17 protein-coding genes and 1 rRNA gene are annotated in these 19559 nt (G+C 74.0%); 13 read left to right on the plus strand and 5 right to left on the minus strand.

Going from position 1 to position 19559, the window contains the following annotated elements; all coding sequences use genetic code 11:
* Nucleotides 1-93 (plus strand): 5S ribosomal RNA (gene rrf, locus ABZ937_RS41860); the annotation flags it as partial.
* Between the two features lie 1235 nt (nt 94-1328).
* Nucleotides 1329-2117 (plus strand): hypothetical protein, encoded by a 789-nt coding sequence (locus tag ABZ937_RS41865; RefSeq protein WP_361700707.1) that lies wholly within the window; start codon nt 1329-1331, stop codon nt 2115-2117.
* Nucleotides 2118-2179: 62 nt separating this feature from the next.
* Here the strand turns inward: ABZ937_RS41865 and ABZ937_RS41870 are convergent, their stop codons facing one another.
* Nucleotides 2180-3463, minus strand: coding sequence for a DUF1015 domain-containing protein (locus ABZ937_RS41870; RefSeq protein ID WP_361700677.1), 1284 nt, complete (start codon nt 3461-3463; stop codon nt 2180-2182).
* Nucleotides 3464-3537: 74 nt separating this feature from the next.
* Here ABZ937_RS41870 and ABZ937_RS41875 point away from each other — a divergent pair, with 74 nt between their 5' ends.
* The 4 genes from ABZ937_RS41875 to ABZ937_RS41890 all read left to right on the plus strand — a co-directional run bounded on the left by ABZ937_RS41875 (nt 3538) and on the right by ABZ937_RS41890 (nt 7582).
* Nucleotides 3538-4566: an HAD-IIA family hydrolase gene (locus tag ABZ937_RS41875; protein WP_361700680.1), complete on the plus strand. Its 1029-nt coding sequence runs from the start codon at nt 3538-3540 to the stop codon at nt 4564-4566.
* A gap of 69 nt (nt 4567-4635) precedes the next feature.
* Entirely contained in the window at nt 4636-5679 is a 1044-nt protein-coding gene (locus ABZ937_RS41880; protein ID WP_361700682.1) for an iron ABC transporter permease, read from the plus strand.
* Nucleotides 5676-6722 carry an iron chelate uptake ABC transporter family permease subunit gene (locus ABZ937_RS41885; protein ID WP_361700684.1) on the plus strand — a complete coding sequence of 349 codons (1047 nt, stop codon included), beginning with the start codon at nt 5676-5678 and terminating at the stop codon, nt 6720-6722. The genes ABZ937_RS41880 and ABZ937_RS41885 overlap by 4 nt, the downstream gene beginning before the upstream one ends.
* 5 nt (nt 6723-6727) lie before the next feature.
* Nucleotides 6728-7582, plus strand: a complete 855-nt coding sequence (locus tag ABZ937_RS41890; RefSeq protein ID WP_361700709.1) for an ABC transporter ATP-binding protein — start codon at nt 6728-6730, stop codon at nt 7580-7582.
* On the opposite strand, the gene ABZ937_RS41895 is transcribed toward ABZ937_RS41890, so the two are convergent.
* Nucleotides 7566-7913, minus strand: coding sequence for a sterol-binding protein (locus tag ABZ937_RS41895; RefSeq protein WP_361700687.1), 348 nt, complete (start codon nt 7911-7913; stop codon nt 7566-7568). The genes ABZ937_RS41890 and ABZ937_RS41895 overlap by 17 nt on opposite strands.
* 42 nt (nt 7914-7955) lie before the next feature.
* Here ABZ937_RS41895 and ABZ937_RS41900 point away from each other — a divergent pair, with 42 nt between their 5' ends.
* The 6 genes from ABZ937_RS41900 to ABZ937_RS41925 all read left to right on the plus strand — a co-directional run bounded on the left by ABZ937_RS41900 (nt 7956) and on the right by ABZ937_RS41925 (nt 13983).
* Entirely contained in the window at nt 7956-8234 is a 279-nt protein-coding gene (locus tag ABZ937_RS41900) for a hypothetical protein (protein WP_361700689.1), read from the plus strand.
* 7 nt (nt 8235-8241) lie between these two features.
* Nucleotides 8242-9057, plus strand: a complete 816-nt coding sequence (locus tag ABZ937_RS41905; protein ID WP_361700691.1) for a TlyA family RNA methyltransferase — start codon at nt 8242-8244, stop codon at nt 9055-9057.
* Nucleotides 9054-9971 (plus strand): NAD kinase, encoded by a 918-nt coding sequence (locus tag ABZ937_RS41910; RefSeq protein ID WP_361700694.1) that lies wholly within the window; start codon nt 9054-9056, stop codon nt 9969-9971. The genes ABZ937_RS41905 and ABZ937_RS41910 overlap by 4 nt, the downstream gene beginning before the upstream one ends.
* A 39-nt stretch (nt 9972-10010) precedes the next feature.
* A complete protein-coding gene (gene recN / locus ABZ937_RS41915; RefSeq protein WP_361700697.1) occupies nt 10011-11753 on the plus strand; it encodes a DNA repair protein RecN in 1743 nt (580 codons plus the stop codon).
* 14 nt (nt 11754-11767) lie between these two features.
* Nucleotides 11768-12514, plus strand: coding sequence for a hypothetical protein (locus ABZ937_RS41920; RefSeq protein WP_361700711.1), 747 nt, complete (start codon nt 11768-11770; stop codon nt 12512-12514).
* A gap of 293 nt (nt 12515-12807) precedes the next feature.
* Nucleotides 12808-13983, plus strand: a complete 1176-nt coding sequence (locus ABZ937_RS41925) for a glycosyltransferase family 4 protein (protein WP_361700699.1) — start codon at nt 12808-12810, stop codon at nt 13981-13983.
* 9 nt (nt 13984-13992) lie between these two features.
* Here ABZ937_RS41925 and ABZ937_RS41930 read toward each other — a convergent pair whose 3' ends face one another.
* From ABZ937_RS41930 to ABZ937_RS41940, 3 genes are read right to left on the minus strand one after another with little or no spacing between them, the layout of a single operon-like run.
* On the minus strand, nt 13993-15639 hold the full coding sequence (locus tag ABZ937_RS41930) for a PucR family transcriptional regulator (protein WP_361700701.1): 1647 nt from the start codon (nt 15637-15639) through the stop codon (nt 13993-13995).
* A gap of 44 nt (nt 15640-15683) precedes the next feature.
* The gene (locus ABZ937_RS41935) at nt 15684-17066 is read right to left on the minus strand and encodes an FAD-binding oxidoreductase (protein ID WP_361700704.1); all 1383 of its coding nucleotides are present in this window, start codon (nt 17064-17066) and stop codon (nt 15684-15686) included.
* 51 nt (nt 17067-17117) lie between these two features.
* Nucleotides 17118-18920, minus strand: a complete 1803-nt coding sequence (locus ABZ937_RS41940) for a glycoside hydrolase family 15 protein (RefSeq protein ID WP_361700714.1) — start codon at nt 18918-18920, stop codon at nt 17118-17120.
* 518 nt (nt 18921-19438) lie between these two features.
* Between ABZ937_RS41940 and ABZ937_RS41945 the strand changes: the two genes are divergently transcribed.
* Nucleotides 19439-19559 (plus strand): hypothetical protein (locus tag ABZ937_RS41945; protein ID WP_361700717.1); only part of this gene is annotated, 121 nt, incomplete at its 3' end.

Genomic DNA, 19559 nt, shown 5'->3' on the forward strand with positions numbered 1-19559 from the left:
ACGCCCGGTTACATACCGAACCCGGAAGCTAAGCCTCACAGCGCCGATGGTACTGCAGGGGGGACCCTGTGGGAGAGTAGGACGCCGCCGAACAATCTTTGGAGGACCCCTGGTCCCAGCGTTCAGCTGGGGCCAGGGGTCCTTTTGTTTTTACAATGCTTGCGGTACCGAAGACAGGAGTCGCCATGTCCACCAACTCTCCCGACGAGCGACCGGAGCGCGACCAGCGGCGACGGGACAGTGGTGACCGGGGCGACCGCGGCGGCTTCCGCCGCGACAGCGACCGGCGCGACGGTGACCGTGGCGGCTACGGCCGGCGTGACGACAGCCGCGGTGGCCACGGCCGCCGTGACGACCGCAGGGACGACCGCCGCGACCGTGACGACCGCCGTGGCGGCGGTTTCCGCCGCGAGGGTGAGCGGGGTTCGCGTCCGGGATTCCAGCGCGACGACCGTGACCGTGGCGAGCGCGGCGGGTTCCGTCGTGACGACCGCCGCGACGACCGCGGCGACCGTGGGGACCGTGGCTTCCGCCGCGACGACCGCGGTGACCGCCCCACCTTCCGCCGCGACGACCGCCGGGACGACGACCGTGGCGGCTACGGCCGCCGGGACGACAGCCGCGGTGGCCATGGCCGCCGTGACGACGACCGCGGTGGCTTCCGCCGTGATGACCGTGACCGTGGCGAGCGTGGCGGATTCCGCCGTGACGACCGCCGCGATGACAGCCGTGGCGGTGGCTACCGTCGTGAGGGTGAGCGGGGTTCGCGTCCGGGATTCCAGCGCGACGACCGTGACCGTGGCGAGCGCGGCGGGTTCCGTCGTGACGACCGCCGCGACGACCGCGGCGACCGTGGGGACCGTGGCTTCCGCCGCGACGACCGCGGTGACCGCCCCACCTTCCGCCGCGACGACCGCCGCGACGACCGGGGCGGCTACGGCCGCCGGGACGACGACCGCGGTGGCTTCCGCCGCGATGACCGTCGCGACGACGACCGTGGTGGCTTCCGCCGCGATGACCGTCGCGACGACGACCGTGGTGGCTTCCGCCGCGACGACCGGCGTGATGACCGCCGGGACGATCGGCGTGACGACCGGCGCGGCGATGACCGTGGTGGCTACGGCCGGCGTGACGACAGCCGTGGTGAGCGCGGTGGCTTCCGGGGCCGTGACGACCGTGGCGGCCGTGGGCCCCGTAGGGACGACCGTGGTGGTCGGCCCGGTGGCTTCCGTGGGCGTGACGGCCGGGACGGCCGGGACGACCGCCGTGGCGGTGGCCGGTTCCGCGACGAGCGGGACCGGGACCGGGACCGTGAGCCGATCAAGCGGCTGCCGATCCCGGAGGACGTCACCGGCGACGAGATCGACAAGGACGTCCGGCAGGAGCTGCAGAGCCTGCCCAAGACGCTCGCGGAGGACGTCGCCAAGAACCTCGTGATGGTCGCCCGGCTGATCGACGAGGACCCCGAGGGCGCCTACGGCTACTCCAAGGTGGCCCTGCGTCTGGCGTCCCGCGTGGCCGCCGTACGCGAGGCGGCCGGGTTCGCGGCGTACGCCAACCAGAAGTACGCCGAGGCGCTCGCCGAGTTCCGGGCCGCGCGCCGGATGACCGGCACCGTGGAACTGTGGCCGGTGATGGCCGACTGCGAGCGTGGTCTCGGCCGGCCGGAGAAGGCGCTGGACATGGCCGGCGCCCCCGAGGTGCACAAGCTGGACAAGGCCGGGCAGGTCGAGATGCGGCTCGTCGCCGCCGGTGCCCGGCGTGACATGGGCCAGCTGGACGCGGCCATCGTGACCCTGCAGAGCCCGGAGCTGGCCTCCAACTCGGTGCAGCCGTGGACCGCGCGGCTGCGCTACGCGTACGCCGACGCCCTGCTGGCCGCCGGCCGGGAGCGCGAGGCGCGGGAGTGGTTCGCGAAGGCCGTCGAGGCCGACCGGGACGGCAGCACGGACGCCTCCGACCGGCTCGCCGAGCTGGACGGCGTGGAGTTCGTCGACGCCCTGGACGAGGACGGCTCGGGCGACTCCGAGGCGTCCGCCGAGTCCGCGGATGACTCCGCCGAGGACGGAGACAAGGACGGAGACAGGGACGGCGACAAGGGCGGCGACGAGGACTGACGTCCGTCACTGAGAAGAGGGCAGGCTCCGCGGGGAGCCTGCCCTTTTTCGTGTGTGTCGGCTCAGATCTCCAGCGCCCGCAGCACCAGCCCCGAGGCCGGCTTCGGGCCGAACGACGTCGACTTGCGGGGCATCGTCACGCCCTGCTGGGCCAGCTCGCGTACGACCTCCTCGCGGACCGGGTGCATCAGGACCGCCGTACCGCCGTCGCGTTCCGCCTTCTCGACCGTCGCGGCCGTGTCGTGGATGTAGGCGATGTGGGCCGAGGAGTCCTCGGGGATGTGCCAGACGTGCTCCAGCAGCGTGGCGTGCAGGACCGTGGCGTCCAGCGAGCGCCAGGCGGCCGGGCGGTCCCCCGGGATCGTCCGCGCCAGCAGGTCCGGGTCCGGGCGGTCGAGCAGATGGAAGGCGCCGTCGCCGGCCAGCAGGAACGAGTTGCCCGCGCAGGAGGCGTCCGCCAGGGCCGCCAGGGCCTCGGCGAGGGGCACGTCGAGGCGGCGTACCCGGAACAGGCCCTCCACCGCCGCCAGCGCGTCCGCGACCGGCAGGCCGTGCAGCAGCCGGTGGATGGCCCGGACGCGCAGCGGATAGCGCACGGTGTCGACCAGCAGGACCAGGCCGTAGTCCCAGGGGCTGGGGGAGGGGTGCTCCACCCGCAGCCGCCGGTAGGTGGCCCAGCGGTGGTGGCCGTCGGCGATGAGGGCCTGACGGCGCGCGAGGTCGCCCTGGATGCGGGCCAGGTCCTCGGGGTCGGTGACGGACCACAGGCGGTGCCGGAAGCCGTCCTCGGTGGTCGTGGCCAGCAGCGGAGGCTTCTCCGCCGTGCGCTCGACGACCTCCGCGGCGGCGCCGTCGCCCCGGTACGTCAGCAGCAGCGGCTCCAGGTTCGCGCGCGTGGCGCGCATCAGGGCGGCGCGGTCGGCGACCACGGGCGGCATGACGTCCTCGTGCGGCAGCACCACGCCCTCCGCGGGCTCGGAGACCCGCAGGGTGCCGATGACGCCGCGCTGGAGCATGCCGTCGCCGTCCCGCTGCTCGTACACGTACAGGCCGGGCTCCGGGTCGGCGGTGAGGATGCCCTCGTCCAGCCAGCGGCGGAGGGTGTCGGCGGCCTGCTCGGTGCCGGCGCTCGGGGTGCCGGCCTGGGGCAGGATCAGCCGGACGATGTTGTGGGGATCGGCCGACTGGAGGTGATGCAGGCCGTCGGGCCGTACGACGACGTCGTAGGGAGGAGAAGTGACGGAGGCGAGGCTGCCGACCCGGTCGGGGTCGTAACGGAGGCCTCGGAACGGGGTGAGTTCCAGGCCGCGGCGCTGCGTTGCCTCCGGGTGACCTGCTGTGTTCATCCCGGCATCGTACGTGTGTCAGTGGCGTGGGGGATGATCGGGGGAAAGGCGAGTGAACGAGGAGCGATGTGGACATGAGCCAGGGCGTCAGGACGAGGCCCGAGGGCAGTGGGCAGCCCCTGAGCGAGGCGTACGACACGGCGCTGCTCGACCTGGACGGGGTGGTGTACGCGGGCGGGACCGCGATCGCGCACGCGGTCGACTCGCTGGCGGTGGCCCGGGCGGGCGGGATGCACCTCGCGTACGTCACCAACAACGCGCTGCGGACCCCGGACGCGGTGGCCGAGCACCTGACGGAGCTGGGCATACCGACCGGCGCGGGCGATGTCATCACCTCCGCGCAGGCCGTGGCGCGGCTGATCAGCGAGCAGGTGCCGGCCGGGGCGCGGGTGCTGGTGATCGGCGGGGAGGGGCTGCGGGTGGCGCTGCGCGAGCGCGGCCTCACGCCGGTCGAGTCGGCCGACGACGACCCGGCGGCGGTCGTGCAGGGGTACGGCGGGCCGGAGCTGACCTGGGGACGGTTCGCGGAGGCGTCGTACGCGGTCCGGCGTGGCGTGCCGTGGTTCGCTTCCAACACCGACCTGACGATCCCGAGCGGGCGGGGCATCGCGCCGGGCAACGGGGCGGCCGTGGAGGTCGTCCGGATCGCGACCGGCGCCGAGCCGCAGGTCGCGGGCAAGCCGCTGCCCCCGATGCACCGGGAGACGATCATCCGGACCGGTGCCGAGCGCCCGCTGGTGGTCGGGGACCGGCTGGACACGGACATCGAGGGCGCGTTCAACGGCGGGGTGGACTCGCTGCTCGTGCTCACCGGTGTCACCGACGGCGCGCAGCTGCTCGCGGCGCCGCCCCAGCACCGGCCGACGTACGTGGACGCCGATCTGCGCGGGATGCTCACCGGCCAGCCGGAGATCACTCGGGCGAGTGACGGTTTTGGCTGCGGCGGGTGGACGGCGACCGCCGGCACCGTCCGGCTGGAGCTGACGGGCGACGGCGAGGCGCTCGACGGGCTGCGGGCGCTGTGCGCGGCGGCCTGGACGGCGGCGGGCGAGGGCTCCTGCACGCTGGACGGCGGGAAGGCGCTGGCCAGGCTGGGTCTCTGACGGTTCGGCGGCGGGACTCACAGGAACCGGGGATCGAGATCGGATGCGAGGGTAGGCTAACCTAACCTCGTGTTGGTCGACAGTCCTCCGGAACAGCGCGCGGAGACCGCCCCCGCGCCCCCAACCCGCCGGGCGGCGAGGGCCTTTGGGCTCCTGCTCTCGGTCGTGCTCCTGCTGCTCGTCGCCCTGGCGAGTGTCGCGATCGGGGCGAAAGCGCTGTCGTTGGACCAGGTCTGGCACGGCCTGTTCCACGACACGGGGACCTACGGCGACGTGGTCGTGAACGAGCGGCTGTCGCGCACGGTCCTCGGCCTGCTGGCCGGTGCCGCGCTCGGTCTCTCGGGCGCGGTGCTCCAGGCGCTGACGCGCAATCCGCTGGCCGAGCCCGGTCTGCTCGGCATGAACGCGGGGGCCTCCGCCGCAGTGGTCACGGCCATCACCTACTTCGGTGTCACCAGCCTGAGCGGCTATGTGTGGTTCGCGTTCCTCGGCGCCTCGGCGGTCGGCGCGCTGGTGTGGTACCTCGGCGGCAGCCGGGGCGCCACTCCGGTGCGGCTCGCGCTCGCCGGCACGGCGATCAGCGCGGCCCTGTACGGCTACCTCCAGGCCGTGATGATCACGGACGACGCGGCCCTGGGCAAGATGCGCTTCTGGACGGTGGGTTCGCTGGCCTCGGCCGGCTACTCGACCATCACCCAGGTGCTGCCGTTCCTCGCGGTCGGCACGGTCCTCGCGCTCGCGCTGGCCCGGCCGCTGAACGCGGTGGAGATGGGCGACGACACCGCCCGGGCCCTCGGCGCGAACCTCGGCCGCGTTCGCGCGCTGGCCATGCTGGCCGCCGTGATGCTGTGCGGCGCGGCGACCGCCGCCTGCGGCCCGATCGTCTTCGTCGGCCTGATGGTCCCGCACGTCGTGCGCTCCTTCACCGGCCCCGACCTGCGCTGGATCCTGCCGTACGCCACGGTCCTGGCGCCGGTGCTGCTGCTGGGTGCCGATGTCATCGGCCGGGTCGTGGCCCGCCCCTCGGAGATCCAGGTCGGCATCGTCACCGCGATCATCGGCGGGCCGCTCTTCATCCTGCTCGTACGACGGCGGAGGACGGCCCAGCTGTGAAGACACTCACCAGGAGCCGTGCCGTACGCACTCCCGGCGGGCTCTCCCTGCGCCTGGACCCGCGTGCCCTGATCGTCGTCGTCCTGCTGCTGGCCGCCGCCGGTGCCGCCGGTGTCGCCCTGATCGGCACCGGCGACGCGAAGATCCCGGCCGCCGACGTGCTGCGGACGCTCGCCGGGAACGGCACCGCCTACCAGGACTTCATCGTCAACGAACTGCGGCTGCCGCGGGTCCTCGTCGGCCTGCTGGTCGGCGCCTCGCTGGGCCTGGGCGGCGCGCTGTTCCAGTCCGTCTCCCGCAACCCGCTCGGCAGCCCGGACGTCCTCGGCCTGTCGCAGGGGTCGACGGCCGGCGCGCTCGTCGTGATCGTGCTGCTGTCGGGCAGCGCCGCCCAGGTGACCATGGGCGCGCTGGTCGGCGGCCTGGCGACCGGCCTCGCCATCTATGTGCTCGCCTGGAAGCGGGGCGTGCACGGATACCGGCTGGTGCTGGTCGGTATCGGCGTCAACGCGATCGCCACGGCGGTCAACGGCTATCTGCTCACCAAGGCCGACCTGGTCGACGCGGCCCGCGCCGTGGTGTGGATGACCGGCTCCCTCAACGGCCGTGACTGGGATCAGGTGTGGCCGCTGCTCGCACTGTGCGCGGTCCTCGTGCCGCTGGTCCTCGTCAACGCGCGCGGCCTCAGGATGATGGAGATGGGCGACGACATCGCGAACGCGCTCGGCGTGCGCGTGCAGCGCGTCCGGCTCGTGCTGATGGTCTCCTCCGTCCTGCTCACCGCCGCCGCCACGGCCGCCGCGGGCCCCGTCAGCTTCGTCGCGCTGACCGCGCCGCAGCTCGCCCGCCGGCTGACCCGCTCGCCGGGGCCGAACCTGGTGCCCTCCCTCTGCATGGGCGCGGCCCTGCTGGTCGCCGCCGACTGGGCCTCCCAGCGCGCCTTCGGCGCCGACCAGCTGCCCGTCGGGGTGGTCACCGGCGTCCTCGGCGGTGCCTATCTGCTGTGGCTGCTGGTCACCGAGCGCCGGGCGGGACGCGTATGAAGCGCATGCAGGGCCCGGACACGAGCGGCGCGAAGTCGAACACCTCTAGGAGCACTGTGAACCGCCTGTCCGCCGAGAACGTCACCCTCGCCTACGACCAGCGCGTCATCGCCGAGCAGCTGTCGGTGGAGATCCCCGACAACTCCTTCACGGTGATCGTCGGCCCGAACGCGTGCGGCAAGTCGACGCTGCTGCGGGCCCTGTCACGGATGCTCAGGCCCAGCCGGGGCCGGGTGCTGCTCGACGGGCAGGCCATCCAGTCGATGCCCGCGAAGAAGGTCGCGCGGACCCTCGGCCTGCTGCCGCAGTCGTCCATCGCGCCCGACGGCATCACCGTCGCCGACCTCGTCGGCCGGGGCCGCTACCCGCACCAGGGCCTGCTGCGCCAGTGGTCGACGGAGGACGAGCGGGTCGTCCGGGAGTCGATGCGGCAGACCGGGGTCGCGGAGCTGGCCGACCGGTACGTGGACGAGCTGTCCGGCGGGCAGCGGCAGCGCGTGTGGATCGCCATGGCGCTCGCCCAGCAGACCCCGCTGCTCCTCCTGGACGAGCCCACCACCTACCTGGACATCCAGCACCAGATCGACGTCCTCGACCTGTGCGCCGAGCTGCACGAGACCCAGGGCCGCACCCTGGTCGCCGTCCTGCACGACCTCAACCACGCCGCCCGCTACGCCACCCACCTGATCGCCCTGCGCGGCGGCGAGGTGATCGCCGAGGGCGCGCCGAACGACATCGTCACGGCGGAGCTGGTGGAGCAGGTGTTCGGGCTGCGCTGTCAGGTCATCGACGACCCGGAGACGGGAACCCCGCTGGTCGTGCCGGCGGCCCGGAAGGCCCGGCTCACAGCAGCTTCCTGAGCCGGAACAGATCCAGCAGGCTCGCCTCCAGCCGCACCCGGCCCGAGCCCCACGCGGTCGCGAAGTTCAGCTCGCCGCCCACCAGGGCCACCAGGTCGTCCCCGGCCATGGCGAGCCTGATCTGTGCCCGCTCGCGGGGAGGGCCGGGAAGGGTGGCGTCCACCTCGATCCGGCCGCCGGTCAGCCGGCCGGCGAAGGTGATGTCCAGGTCGGTGATGTGACAGCTCACCGAGCGGTCCAGGGCGGCCGCCGCGCGGGCCTCGCCCTCGGCGCCCTGCATGTTGTCCGAAAGTTTGCCCAGTGCGGCGCGGCACTCCTCGATCGTGGCCATCGCCCCCGACGGTACCGCAGCGGTTCGGGGTAGCGTCTGGGCATGAGCGAGTCCGTGTCCGAGGCCGAGGTCGCAACCGAGGCGGAGCCCGAGTACGACCCCGCCGCCCCGGCCCCCCTGAACGTCCCGCGCACGCCCACCGGCAACGCCGACGTCGACGCCCAGCTGGACCGGCTGGGCGACGCCGACCACCTCGCCACCGACGGACATGTCGAGGTGTACGAGGATGTACACAGGGGGCTGCGCGACGCGCTCACCGCGCTCGACGCCCGTCCGGGACATCCGGTGCCCCCGACCTCGTACCACCAGAGCAGGAGCTGAACCGAACGTGGCAGGAGTCGCACGCCGCCGTCTCGACGCGGAGCTGGTCCGCCGGAAGCTCGCCCGCTCGCGCGAGCACGCCAGCCAGCTGATCACCGCCGGGCGGGTCACCGTCGGCAAGACCGTGGCGACCAAGCCGGCCACCCAGGTGGAGACCGCGGCGGCGATCGTCGTCCAGGCCGACGACAGCGATCCCGACTACGTCTCCCGGGGCGGGCACAAGCTCGCCGGGGCGCTGGAGGTCTTCGTGCCCCAGGGGCTCGTGGTCGAGGGCCGGCGCGCGCTGGACGCCGGCGCCTCCACCGGCGGCTTCACCGACGTACTGCTGCGCGCGGGCGCCGCCCAGGTCGTCGCGGTGGACGTCGGCTACGGACAGCTCGCCTGGTCTCTCCAGAACGATGAACGCGTCACCGTCAAGGACCGTACGAACGTACGCGAGTTGACGCTTGAGGCGATCGATGGGGAACCTGTGGATCTTGTCGTGGGCGATCTGTCCTTCATCCCGCTCGGGCTGGTGCTGCCGGCCCTGAAGCGGTGCGTGGGGCCGGACGCCGACCTGGTGATGATGGTCAAGCCGCAGTTCGAGGTGGGCAAGGAACGGCTGGGCAGCGGGGGTGTCGTACGGAGTCCGCAGCTGCGGGCGGAGGCCGTGCGGGGAGTGGCCGAGAAGGCCTGGGAGCTGGGGCTCGGGGTGCGGGGGGTCACCGCGAGTCCGCTGCCCGGGCCCTCGGGGAACGTCGAGTACTTTCTCTGGCTGCGGTCCGGGGCTCCGGCGCTGGACCCGGCCGACGTCGATCGTGCAGTGGCGGAGGGGCCGCGTTGACACAGAACTTGGCGCGTACTGTTTTCCTGCTCGCCCACACCGGGCGGGCCGCGGCGATCCGCAGTGCGGAACTCGTCGTCAAGGGCCTGCTGCGGCATGGCATCGGGGTGCGGGTGCTGGAGGAGGAGGCGCGCGACCTGCCGCTCCCGGACGAGGTGCACCTCGTCAAGGAAGCGACTCCGCAGTGCCTGGACGGGTGCGAGCTGCTGATCGTGCTGGGCGGCGACGGCACGCTGCTGCGCGGGGCGGAGTTCGCCCGGGCGTCCGGGGTGCCGATGCTCGGCGTCAACCTGGGGCGCGTCGGATTCCTCGCGGAGGCCGAGCGGGACGACCTCGATCGGGTGGTGGACCGGGTGGTGGCACGGTCGTACGAGGTCGAGGAGCGGATGACCGTCGACGTCGTCGTGCACCGCAACGGGGACATCGTGCACACCGACTGGGCGCTGAACGAGGCGGCCGTGCAGAAGGCCGGCGCCGAGAAGCTGCTGGAAGTCGTGCTGGAGATCGACGGGCGGCCGGTGTCGGAGTTCGGCTGCGACGGGGTGATCCTCTCCACGCCCACGGGGTCCACGGCGTACGCGTTCTCCGCCGGCGGGCCGGTGGTGTGGCCGGAGGTGGAGGCGCTGCTGATGGTGCCGATCAGCGCGCACGCGCTGTTCGCGAAGCCGCTGGTGACCTCGCCGGACTCGGTGCTCGCCGTGGAGGTGCTGCCGCACATCCTGCCGGGGGTCCTGTGGTGCGACGGGCGGCGGACGGTCGAGTTGCCGCCCGGGGCTCGGGTGGAGGTGCGACGGGGTGCGGTGCCGGTCCGGCTCGCCCGCCTGCACCACTCCTCGTTCACGGACCGGCTGGTCGCGAAGTTCGCGCTGCCGACCACGGGGTGGCGGGGGGCACCGCACCACTCCTCGGAGTGACATGGGCGGGCCATGTGCACTCCCCGCCCCGGACCTCGTATGGTCTGTTCCGTGTTGGAGGAGATGCGGATACGGTCGCTCGGGGTCATCGACGACGCTGTCGTCGAGCTGTCGCCGGGGTTCACCGCGGTCACGGGTGAGACGGGTGCGGGCAAGACCATGGTGGTCACCAGCCTGGGGCTGCTGCTCGGCGGCCGGGCGGACCCGGCGCTCGTGCGGATCGGTGCCGAGAAGGCGGTCGTGGAGGGGCGGGTCGCCGTGCCCTCCGGCACGGCCGCCGTCGTGCGCGCCGAGGAGGCCGGGGCGGAGCTGGACGACGGTGCCCTGCTGATCAGCCGTACCGTCTCCGCCGAGGGCCGCTCCCGGGCGCATCTGGGCGGGCGCAGCGTGCCCGTCGGGCTGCTCGCCGAGCTGGCCGACGACCTGGTGGCCGTGCACGGGCAGACCGACCAGCAGGGGCTGCTGAAGCTGTCCCGGCAGCGGCAGGCGCTCGACCGGTACGCGGGCGACGCCGTCGCCGTGCCGCTCGCCAAGTACACGGAGGCGTACAAGCGGCTGCGGGCCGTCTCCGCCGAGCTGGAGGAGATCACCACGCGCGCGCGTGAGCGGGCGCAGGAAGCCGACATGCTGCGGTACGGGCTCGACGAGGTCGCCGCCGTGGAGCCCCGGGCCGGCGAGGACGTGGAGCTGGCCGAGGAGGCCGAGCGGCTGGGGCACGCCGAGGCGCTGTCGTCCGCCGCGACGGCCGCGCACGCCGCTCTCGCGGGCAACCCCGAGGACCCCGAGGGGATCGACGCCTCCACGCTCGTCGCGGGCGCCCACCGGGCCCTGGAGGCCGTGCGGTCGCACGATCCGGCGCTGGCCGCCCTGGCCGACCGGATCGGGGAGATCGGCATCCTGCTCGGCGATGTGGCGGGCGAGCTGGCGGGGTACGCGGACGATCTCGACGCCGACCCGCTGCGGCTGGCCGCCGTGGAGGAGCGCCGGGCGGCCCTCACCGCCCTCACCCGCAAGTACGGGGACGACGTGGGCGCCGTGCTCGCCTGGGCCGAGCAGAGCGCCGCGCGCCTGACCGAGCTGGACGGGGACGACGAGCGGATCGGGGAGCTGACCGCCGAGCGGGACGCGCTCCGCACCGAACTGGGCGGTCTCGCGCAGGCCCTGACCGACGCGCGGGCCGAGGCCGCGGAGCGGTTCGCCGCGGCCGTGACCGCCGAGCTGGCCTCGCTGGCGATGCCCCACGCGCGCGTGTCCTTCGACCTGCGGCAGACCGAGGACCCGGAGGGCGTCGAGGTCGGCGGGCGGACGGTCGCCTACGGCCCCTCGGGCGTGGACGAGGTCGAGCTGCTGCTCGCCCCGCACCCGGGTGCCCCGCCGCGGCCCATCGCCAAGGGCGCCTCCGGCGGTGAGCTGTCCCGGGTGATGCTCGCCGTGGAGGTCGTGTTCGCGGGCACCGACCCGGTGCCGACCTATCTGTTCGACGAGGTCGACGCGGGTGTCGGCGGCAAGGCCGCGGTCGAGATCGGCCGGCGCCTGGCGAAGCTCGCCAGGACCGCGCAGGTCGTCGTGGTCACCCATCTGCCCCAGGTCGCCGCGTTCGCCGACCGGCAGCTGCTGGTGGAGAAGACCAACGACGGCTCCGTCACGCGCTCCGGCGTGAAGGTCCTGGAGGGCGAGGAACGCGTCCGCGAGCTGTCCCGCATGCTCGCGGGCCAGGAGGACTCCGAGACGGCCCGGGCCCACGCGGAGGAACTGCTGGCCACGGCCAGGGCGGACCTCTGAACGGGATGAGCGGGATGGTCGGCGGGCGGACGTCCCGTTCCTTCCTCCTCGCCGCCGCGCTCACCCGGGCCGGCCAGGCCCTGCTGGACGCCGCCCCGCCGGGCGGGCGGGAGCGCTGGGAGCGGACGAACCACGCCGGGCGGACCGTCGGGCTGTACGCCGGGCCCGCGGCGGCGCTGGGGGCGGCTCTCGCCGCGGGGCGGGTGCACCCCGGTGCCGGGCTCGCGGTGCTGGCCGCCGGGGCCTGCGGTGCGTACGACGATGTCGCCGGGGACCACCGGCGCGGGTTCCGGGCGCATCTGGGGGCGTTGCGGGACGGTGACGTCACCAGCGGTGCCGTGAAGTTGTTCGGGATCTCGGCCGCGGGGCTGGTCGCGGGCGCGCTGATGAAGGAGCGCCCGCTCGACAGGCTGCTCGCCGGGGTCGTCATCGCGGGCTCCGCCCATCTCGTGAACCTCGTCGACGTACGGCCCGGGCGGGCCGTCGGCGCGGTGCTCGCGCTCGGGGCGCCGGGGCTGGTGCGCGAGGGTGCCGGGGGCGAGCTGGCTGCCGGCGCGATGGGGGCGGCCGTGGGCGTGCTGCCCGAGGACCTCGGGGCGCGTGTGATGCTCGGGGACACGGGGGCGCATGCCCTCGGCGCCGCGCTGGGGGCGGCCGTGGTGGCGGGAAACCGGCGCGCGGGGCTGCTCGCGCACGCCGTCGCACTGGTCGCCGCGGCCCGGTACGGAGACCGGGTGAGCGCGTGGGCGCGGGCGCTGTGAGCGGCTGACCTCGCCGTATGCCCGCGCGCACGGCCCGGCCGCGCCGGGCCTCGATTCACCCGTGTGGGTGATGTGCTCCGGCGCATTGCCCCGGCCCGCCGCAGGGTGCGCCCTCCCGGATGTCCCTGAACGGCCGTACGTCCTGGCATGCTTGGCAGGGAACGCGGGGCGGGCAGCGGGTCCCGACAGTCCGCGCGAGAGGCGCGCGGGGTGCGTCCTTCCGCCCCCCTGAGCCCGCTACCTTCTGTACGTTCCCTCGTGACCGCCCCACGTGAACCAGGAGCCCCGGCCCCGTGAGCCCCGTGAGCAGCAACGCACCGCACGGCCAGTCGCCGCTGCGCACCGTGCAGGTGCTCGGCGGAGGCAACGCCGGCAGTAGCGCGCATGTGCGCTCCCTGGCCGAGGGGCTCGTGGCGAGGGGCGTGCGGGTCACCGTGTGCGCCCCCACCGAGGCCGATCACGCCTACGACTTCACCGGGGCCGGCGCCGACCATGTGCATGTGCCGCGCAGCAGCGACCCCGTCTCCGTGGCCGCGCTCCGGACGGCCTGCGCGAACGCCGACCTGGTGCACGCGCACGGCCTGCACGCCTCCTTCCGGGCCGCGCTCGCGCTCAGCGGGCGCAGCACCCCGCTGGTGGTCACCTGGCACAACCGCGCCCACGCGGAGGGTCCGCGGGCGCATCTGCTGCGGGTGCTGGAGCGGCGGGTGGTGAAGACCTCGGCCGTGGTCCTCGGCACCAGCCCCGACCTGGTCGACCGGGCCCGGCGGACCGGCGCCCGGGACGCCCGGCTCGCGGCCGTCGCCCTCCCGGGCCGGCGCCGGACCGGCGGCCCGCTCGACGCCCTCGACCCCGACGGCCTCGACCCCGACGGCCTCGACCCCGACCCGCTGCGCCCCAAAGTACGCGCCGAACTCGGCGCCACCGGCCGCCCCTTGCTCGTCGCGGTCGGCTCCCTGGACCGGCACCGCGGCTACGACGTCCTGCTCGACGCGGCCCGCGAGTGGCGGGCCCTGGACCCGGTGCCGCAGGTGGTGGTCGCGGGGGAGGGGCCGCTGCGGCCGGTGCTGCAGCGCCGGATCGAGGACGAGGAGCTGCCGGTGCGGCTCATCGGGCACCGCGACGACGTGCCCGACCTGCTCGCCGCCGCCGACCTGGCCCTTCTGACGAGCCGTTGGGAGTCACGGTCCGTCCTCGCCCAGGAGGCGCTCCACGCGCGCGTGCCGCTCATCGCGACCCGGGTCGGCGGCATCCCGGACCTCGTCGGCGACGCCGCCGAACTCGTCCCGTACGGCGATCCGGCCGCCCTCGCCGCCGCCGTCGTACGGCTGCTCGGGGACCCGGAGCGGTGCGCGCGGCTGCGCGAGCGCGGGCTGCGGCAGGCCGCGACCTGGCCGACCGAGGACGAGACCGTCGCCCAAGTCCTCAGCGTCTACGACGAGTTGACCCAGCCCCGGCCGCTGGCCTGAGCGGCACCCTCAAGAGACGTGCCGGCGGGCGCGGAGGGCCAGGCTCAACGCCAGTACCGTCTGCGGGTCGTCCAGGTCGGTGCCGAGCAACTCCCCGATCCGGGCCAGCCGGTTGTACAGCGTCTGCCGGTTGAGGTGCAGTTCGCGGGCCGTCTCCGCCTTGCGGCCGGCGTGCGCGAGATAGGTCTCCAGGGTCGGCAGCAGCGGCGGCCTGGAGCGGTGGTCGTGGTCGCGCAGCGGTCCGATCGCGCGGTCCACGAACGCCGCCAGGTCCGGGTGGTCGCGCAGCCGCCACAGCAGCAGGTCGATGTCGAGGCGCCGGGCGTCGTACCAGGGCCGGTCGGTCAGCCCCTGGGCCGCCGTCGCCGTCTCCGCCGCGTGCCGCAGCCCCGCCGAGGCCGCCGCCCAGCCGCCCGCCACCCCGACGACGACCACCGGTGGCGGGGAGCCCGGCCGCCGCATCCCGGCCCGCTCCACCCCCGCCCGCAGTGCCGCCGCCACCCGGTCCGCGACCGCCGCCCGCTCCGACTCCGAGCGCAGCCCGAGCAGCACCAGCACCCGGCCCTCCACCGGCCGCACGCCCAGCAGCACCGGCACGCCCACCGCGGCCAGCTCCTCGGAGACGGCCCGGGCCAGCACCGCCCAGCCCCCGCCGGGGGAGAGGGTGTCCCCGATCCGCATCACGACCGGCAGCAGCGGGCTGTCGCCGGGCTTGAAGCCGAGCACCCGGGCCTGCGTCGGGGCGTCCTCCGCCGCGATCCGGCCCTCGGCGAGATCGGTGAGGAAGTCACCGCGCCCGCGCGCCGCCAGCTCCTCCTCCTGCCGGGCCTGCATCAGCACCACGGCCAGGATGCCCGCGGCCCGCTCGGCGGCGATCCGGTGCACCGGGGCCAGCGGCGCGCGGACCGGCAGCAGCACCAGGCGGGCGCGCACCGAGCCCGCCGTACCGGGGCCGCCGCCGGGCACGTCCACCAGCACCGATCCGGCGGGCGGCGGGGCCTCCTTGTGCGGGCCGCGCAGCCCCTCCCACACCTGGAGCGGATCCGCCCCCTGAGGCCCCTCCCCGGCGGCGTACAGCAAGCGGCCGTCGGCCGTCTCCAGGAACACCGGGTTGCCGCTGAAGCCGGCGAGGATGCCCAGCACCTGCGGCACCCCGCCGCCGCCCAGCAGGGCCTCGGTGCAGCGCCGGTGCACCTCCTCGGCGCGCTGGAGCAGCGCGTAGTGGCCGTTGACGATCTCGGTGTGGATCTCCTCGGTGACCGTCACGAACGGCACCTCGCGATGCAGCTGGACCAGCGGCAGACCGGCCGCCCGGGCCGTGTCCACCAGGGCCGCGGGCAGCCGGGCGAAGCGCGGGCCCAGCTCCACCACCAGGGCGGCGATCCCCCGCTCGGCCAGGGTCCGGACGAACGCCCGCTGCTCGGCCGGCCGGGTGCCCAGGCCGTAGCCGGTCGTGAGCAGCAGCTCGCCGCCCTTGAGCAGCGAGGCGATGTTCGGGACCTCGCCCGCGTGCACCCAGCGCACGGTGCGGCCGAGCCGGTCGGCGCCCGCCAGGATCTCCGGCAGCCCGCTGCGCAGTCCGGGCAGCTCCAGCGCCCGCTGCACGGTGATGCCGGCGCCCTGGGTGTCGAGTCGGTGGTCCGTACGGCTGTCCATGCAGCGGACGCTACCTGCGCAAACGCCCGCGGGACAGGTCCGCGCTACACCGGGTGGATGTTGTGGTTGAAGCGGAAGACGTTGTCGGGGTCGTACGCCCGCTTCAGCTTCTCCAGCCGCAGCAGGTTCCCGGCCCCCAGCCCCGCCCGCACCCGCTCGGGGCCCTCGTCGCCGATGAAGTTGAGGCAGACGGCGCCGGTGCCCCACGGCCGCAGGGCGTCGCGGACGTCCCGTACCCAGGCCTCGGCCCGTTCGTCGTCGGCCGGATCCGCCCAGAGGCCGTAGGGATGCACCGCCCAGGGGGCGCACCGGCACGGCACCGGGTACTCGTGCGGACCGGCCGTGACCGCCCCGGCCTGCGGGAACAGGAAGTGCCGGGCGCGGGTGGGCACCGGCATGCCGTCCGCGTGGGCGCAGAAGACGTCCACCGCCTCGTCCGGCAGACCGGTCAGATACTCCGCCGACCAGTGGTTCCGCAGCCCGGGCGGGTCGTCGAACATGCACTGCGCGTCGGCGTACGGCAGGTCACCGGCCAGCTCGGCCGCGTGCGGCAGCGCGAGCAGCGGCTCGGCGAGCCCCCGCAGCCCGTCCCCGCCCCCCGCGTACGTCAGCAGGACACCGCAGGTCAGCCTGCCCACCAGCGCCTCGGGGACGAACTGTGCGGGCGGGCCGGTCAGGTACAGCACCGCGCCGCCCAGCTCGTCGGGCCCGCCGCCGATCACCTCGCGGAACGCGCGGACCGCGGCGGGACCGCACTCCGGGAGGTACAGCAGCAGGACGCGGGAGAACTCCGGCAGCTCGTGCAGTTGCAGGGTGAGCGCGGTGGCGATGCCGAAGTTGCCGCCCGCGCCGTGCAGCGCCCAGAACAGCTCGGGGTTCTCGTCGGCGTTCGCGTGCACCCGCTCGGCGTCGGCGGTCACCAGTTCGACGCCGATGAGGTTGTCGACGGCGAGCCCGAAGGCGCGGTCCAGCCAGCCGCTGCCGCCGCCGAGGACGAAGCCGCCGACCCCGATGGTGGAGGCCCGCCCGCCGGTGGTCGCGAGACCGTACGGCTGGGTGGCGCGGTCGAGATGGCTCATCGTGGCGCCGCCCTCGATCCGGACCGCCTCGGCCGCCGGGTCGACGGTCACCGCGTGCATCCGGCGCAGATCGACCACGAGCGCGTTGTCGGCCACGGCCGCCCCGGACACGCTGTGGCCGCCGCCGCGCACGGCGATGTGCAGGTCCAGCTCCCTGCCGAAGCGCACGGCCCGAACGACATCGGTCGCGTTCGCGCACTGGGCGATCACGGCAGGGCGCCGGTCGATCATCGCGTTGAAGACCCTACGGGCGTCGTCGTAGCCCGGGTCGCCCGGGGCGAACACCTCGCCGTCCAGATCCTCGCGGAGCGCGGCGAGGGCCGCGTGCGCCTTGGAACGGGAAGCCATGGCAGCCCCCCTTCCGGAAAGGGGGATGTGTGCTTCCAGCCTAGGCGGGAGCTAGCCGCCGTACGCCCCCGAAGCCGTCAGCCGCAGTGCCGTGTCGATCAGCGGCACGTGACTGAACGCCTGCGGGAAGTTGCCCACCTGGCGTTCCAGGCGCGGGTCCCACTCCTCGGCGAGCAGACCGAGGTCGTTGCGGAGCGCGAGGAGCTTCTCGAACAGCTTGCGGGCCTCGTCCACCCGGCCGATCATCGCCAGATCGTCCGCCATCCAGAACGAGCAGGCCAGGAAGGCGCCCTCGTCACCCGGCAGGCCGTCGACACCCGCGTGGTCGCCCTCCGTGGGGTAGCGCAGGATGAACCCGTCCGGGGTGGACAGCTCGCGCTGGATCGCCTCGATCGTGCCGATCACCCGCTTGTCGTCCGGCGGCAGGAAGCCCATCTGCGGGATGAGCAGCAGGGACGCGTCCAGCTCCTGGGAGCCGTACGACTGGGTGAAGGTGTTGCGCTCCTTGTCGTAGCCCTTCTCGCACACGTCCCGGTGGATGTCGTCGCGCAGCTCGCGCCAGCGCTCCAGCGGGCCGTCCGCGTCCCCGGACTCGATCAGCTTGATCGTGCGGTCGACGGCGACCCAGGCCATCACCTTGGAGTGCACGAAGTGCCGGCGCGGGCCGCGCACCTCCCAGATGCCCTCGTCCGGCTCCTGCCAGTGGTCCTCCAGGTAGCGGATCAGCTTCAGCTGGAGCAGCGAGGCGTAGTCGCTGCGGGCCAGACCGGTCATGTGGCCGAGGTGCAGGGCCTCGGTGACCTCGCCGTACACGTCCAGCTGGAGCTGGTGCGCGGCGCCGTTGCCGACCCGGACCGGGGCCGAGTTCTCGTAGCCGGGCAGCCAGTCCAGCTCGGCCTCGCCCAGCTCGCGCTCGCCGGCGATGCCGTACATGATCTGCAGGTTCTCCGGGTCGCCGGCGACCGCGCGCAGCAGCCACTCCCGCCAGGCGCGGGCCTCCTCGCGGTAGCCCGTGCGCAGCAGCGAGGACAGGGTGATCGCCGCGTCCCGCAGCCAGGTGTAGCGGTAGTCCCAGTTGCGGACGCCGCCGATGTCCTCGGGCAGCGAGGTGGTGGGGGCCGCCACGATGCCGCCCGTGGGGGCGTACGTCAGCGCCTTCAGGGTGATCAGCGAGCGGACCACCGCCTCGCGGTACGGCCCGTGGTACGTACAGTGATCGACCCACTCGCGCCAGAACTCCTCCGTCGCCACCAGCGACTGCTCGGGCTCCGGCAGCGGCGGCGGCTCCTTGTGCGAGGGCTGCCACGAGATGGTGAACGTGATCCGGTCCCCGGGGGCGACCGTGAAGTCGGCGTACGTCGTCAGCGCCTTGCCGTAGGTCTCGGCCTCCGTGTCGAACCACACCGAGTCCGGCCCGGCCACGGCCACCGTGCGGCCCTCGTGCTTGTGCACCCAGGGCACCACCCGGCCGTAGGAGAACCGCATCCGCAGGGCCGAGTGCATCGGCACCCGGCCGGTGACGCCCTCCACGATCCGGATCAGCTGCGGGGCGCCGTCACGCGGGGGCATGAAGTCGGTCACGCGCACGGTGCCGCGCGGGGTGTCCCACTCCGACTCCAGGATCAGCGAGTCGCCGCGGTAGCTGCGCCGGGCGGCCGTGGGCGGCTCGGCGTCGGCGGCGTGGGCGGGGCCGAGCCGCCAGAAGCCGTGCTCCTCGGTGCCCAGCAGGCCGGCGAAGATGGCATGCGAGTCGAAGCGGGGCAGGCACAGCCAGTCGACTGTGCCGTCCCGGCAGACCAGTGCCGCGGTCTGCATGTCTCCGATGAGTGCGTAGTCTTCGATGCGCCCGGCCACGTGCAACTCCAGTCGAACGGCCACGTCACCCCCACGCAGGGGGCTGTCGCTAGTGCGGTCAAGGGGTCGTTGTTGTGCGTCGTTGAGCGGTGAAGCAAAGCAGCCCGCCGAGCCCTGAGGCAACACGACAGTCTTAGCTCAACGAACTGCCGCGCTCTCGTTGTTCCGGGGTGATGCAGGCGGGGGTGTGCCGTCGTTCCGGCCCGGCTCGGCAGCGAATGTCCGAGCAGGATACGACGCACGTAGATGATGTGCGTGCCGCTCCGGGCAACCTGTGTGGGCCGAACGAGTGAGCAGAGGGTGAAGAGTGTCGGCAGTGGCAGGAGTGGTGTAGCCGCCCTGTGCGCGGGCGAGCGCGGAGCGTGGCCGGACGCCATCTCGCCCGGGCGCTGATACGCTGGTAGCCCGTGGACCGGTGGGAGACAAACCCCCGAACCGCAGCGACGGCACCCCCGGAACCTCCGGACCGGCAGCCGCCCCGCATCACAGACAGCGACCACGGGAGCCCCCTCTTGGCCATGCCGCCGAAATCTACGACGACCAAGCACATCTTCGTCACCGGGGGTGTCGCCTCCTCGCTCGGCAAGGGTCTGACCGCCTCCAGCCTGGGCATGCTGCTCAAGGCCCGCGGCCTGCGTG

It is taken from the genome of Streptomyces sp. NPDC046727, assembly GCF_040645635.1.
Lineage (GTDB): Bacteria > Actinomycetota > Actinomycetes > Streptomycetales > Streptomycetaceae > Streptomyces.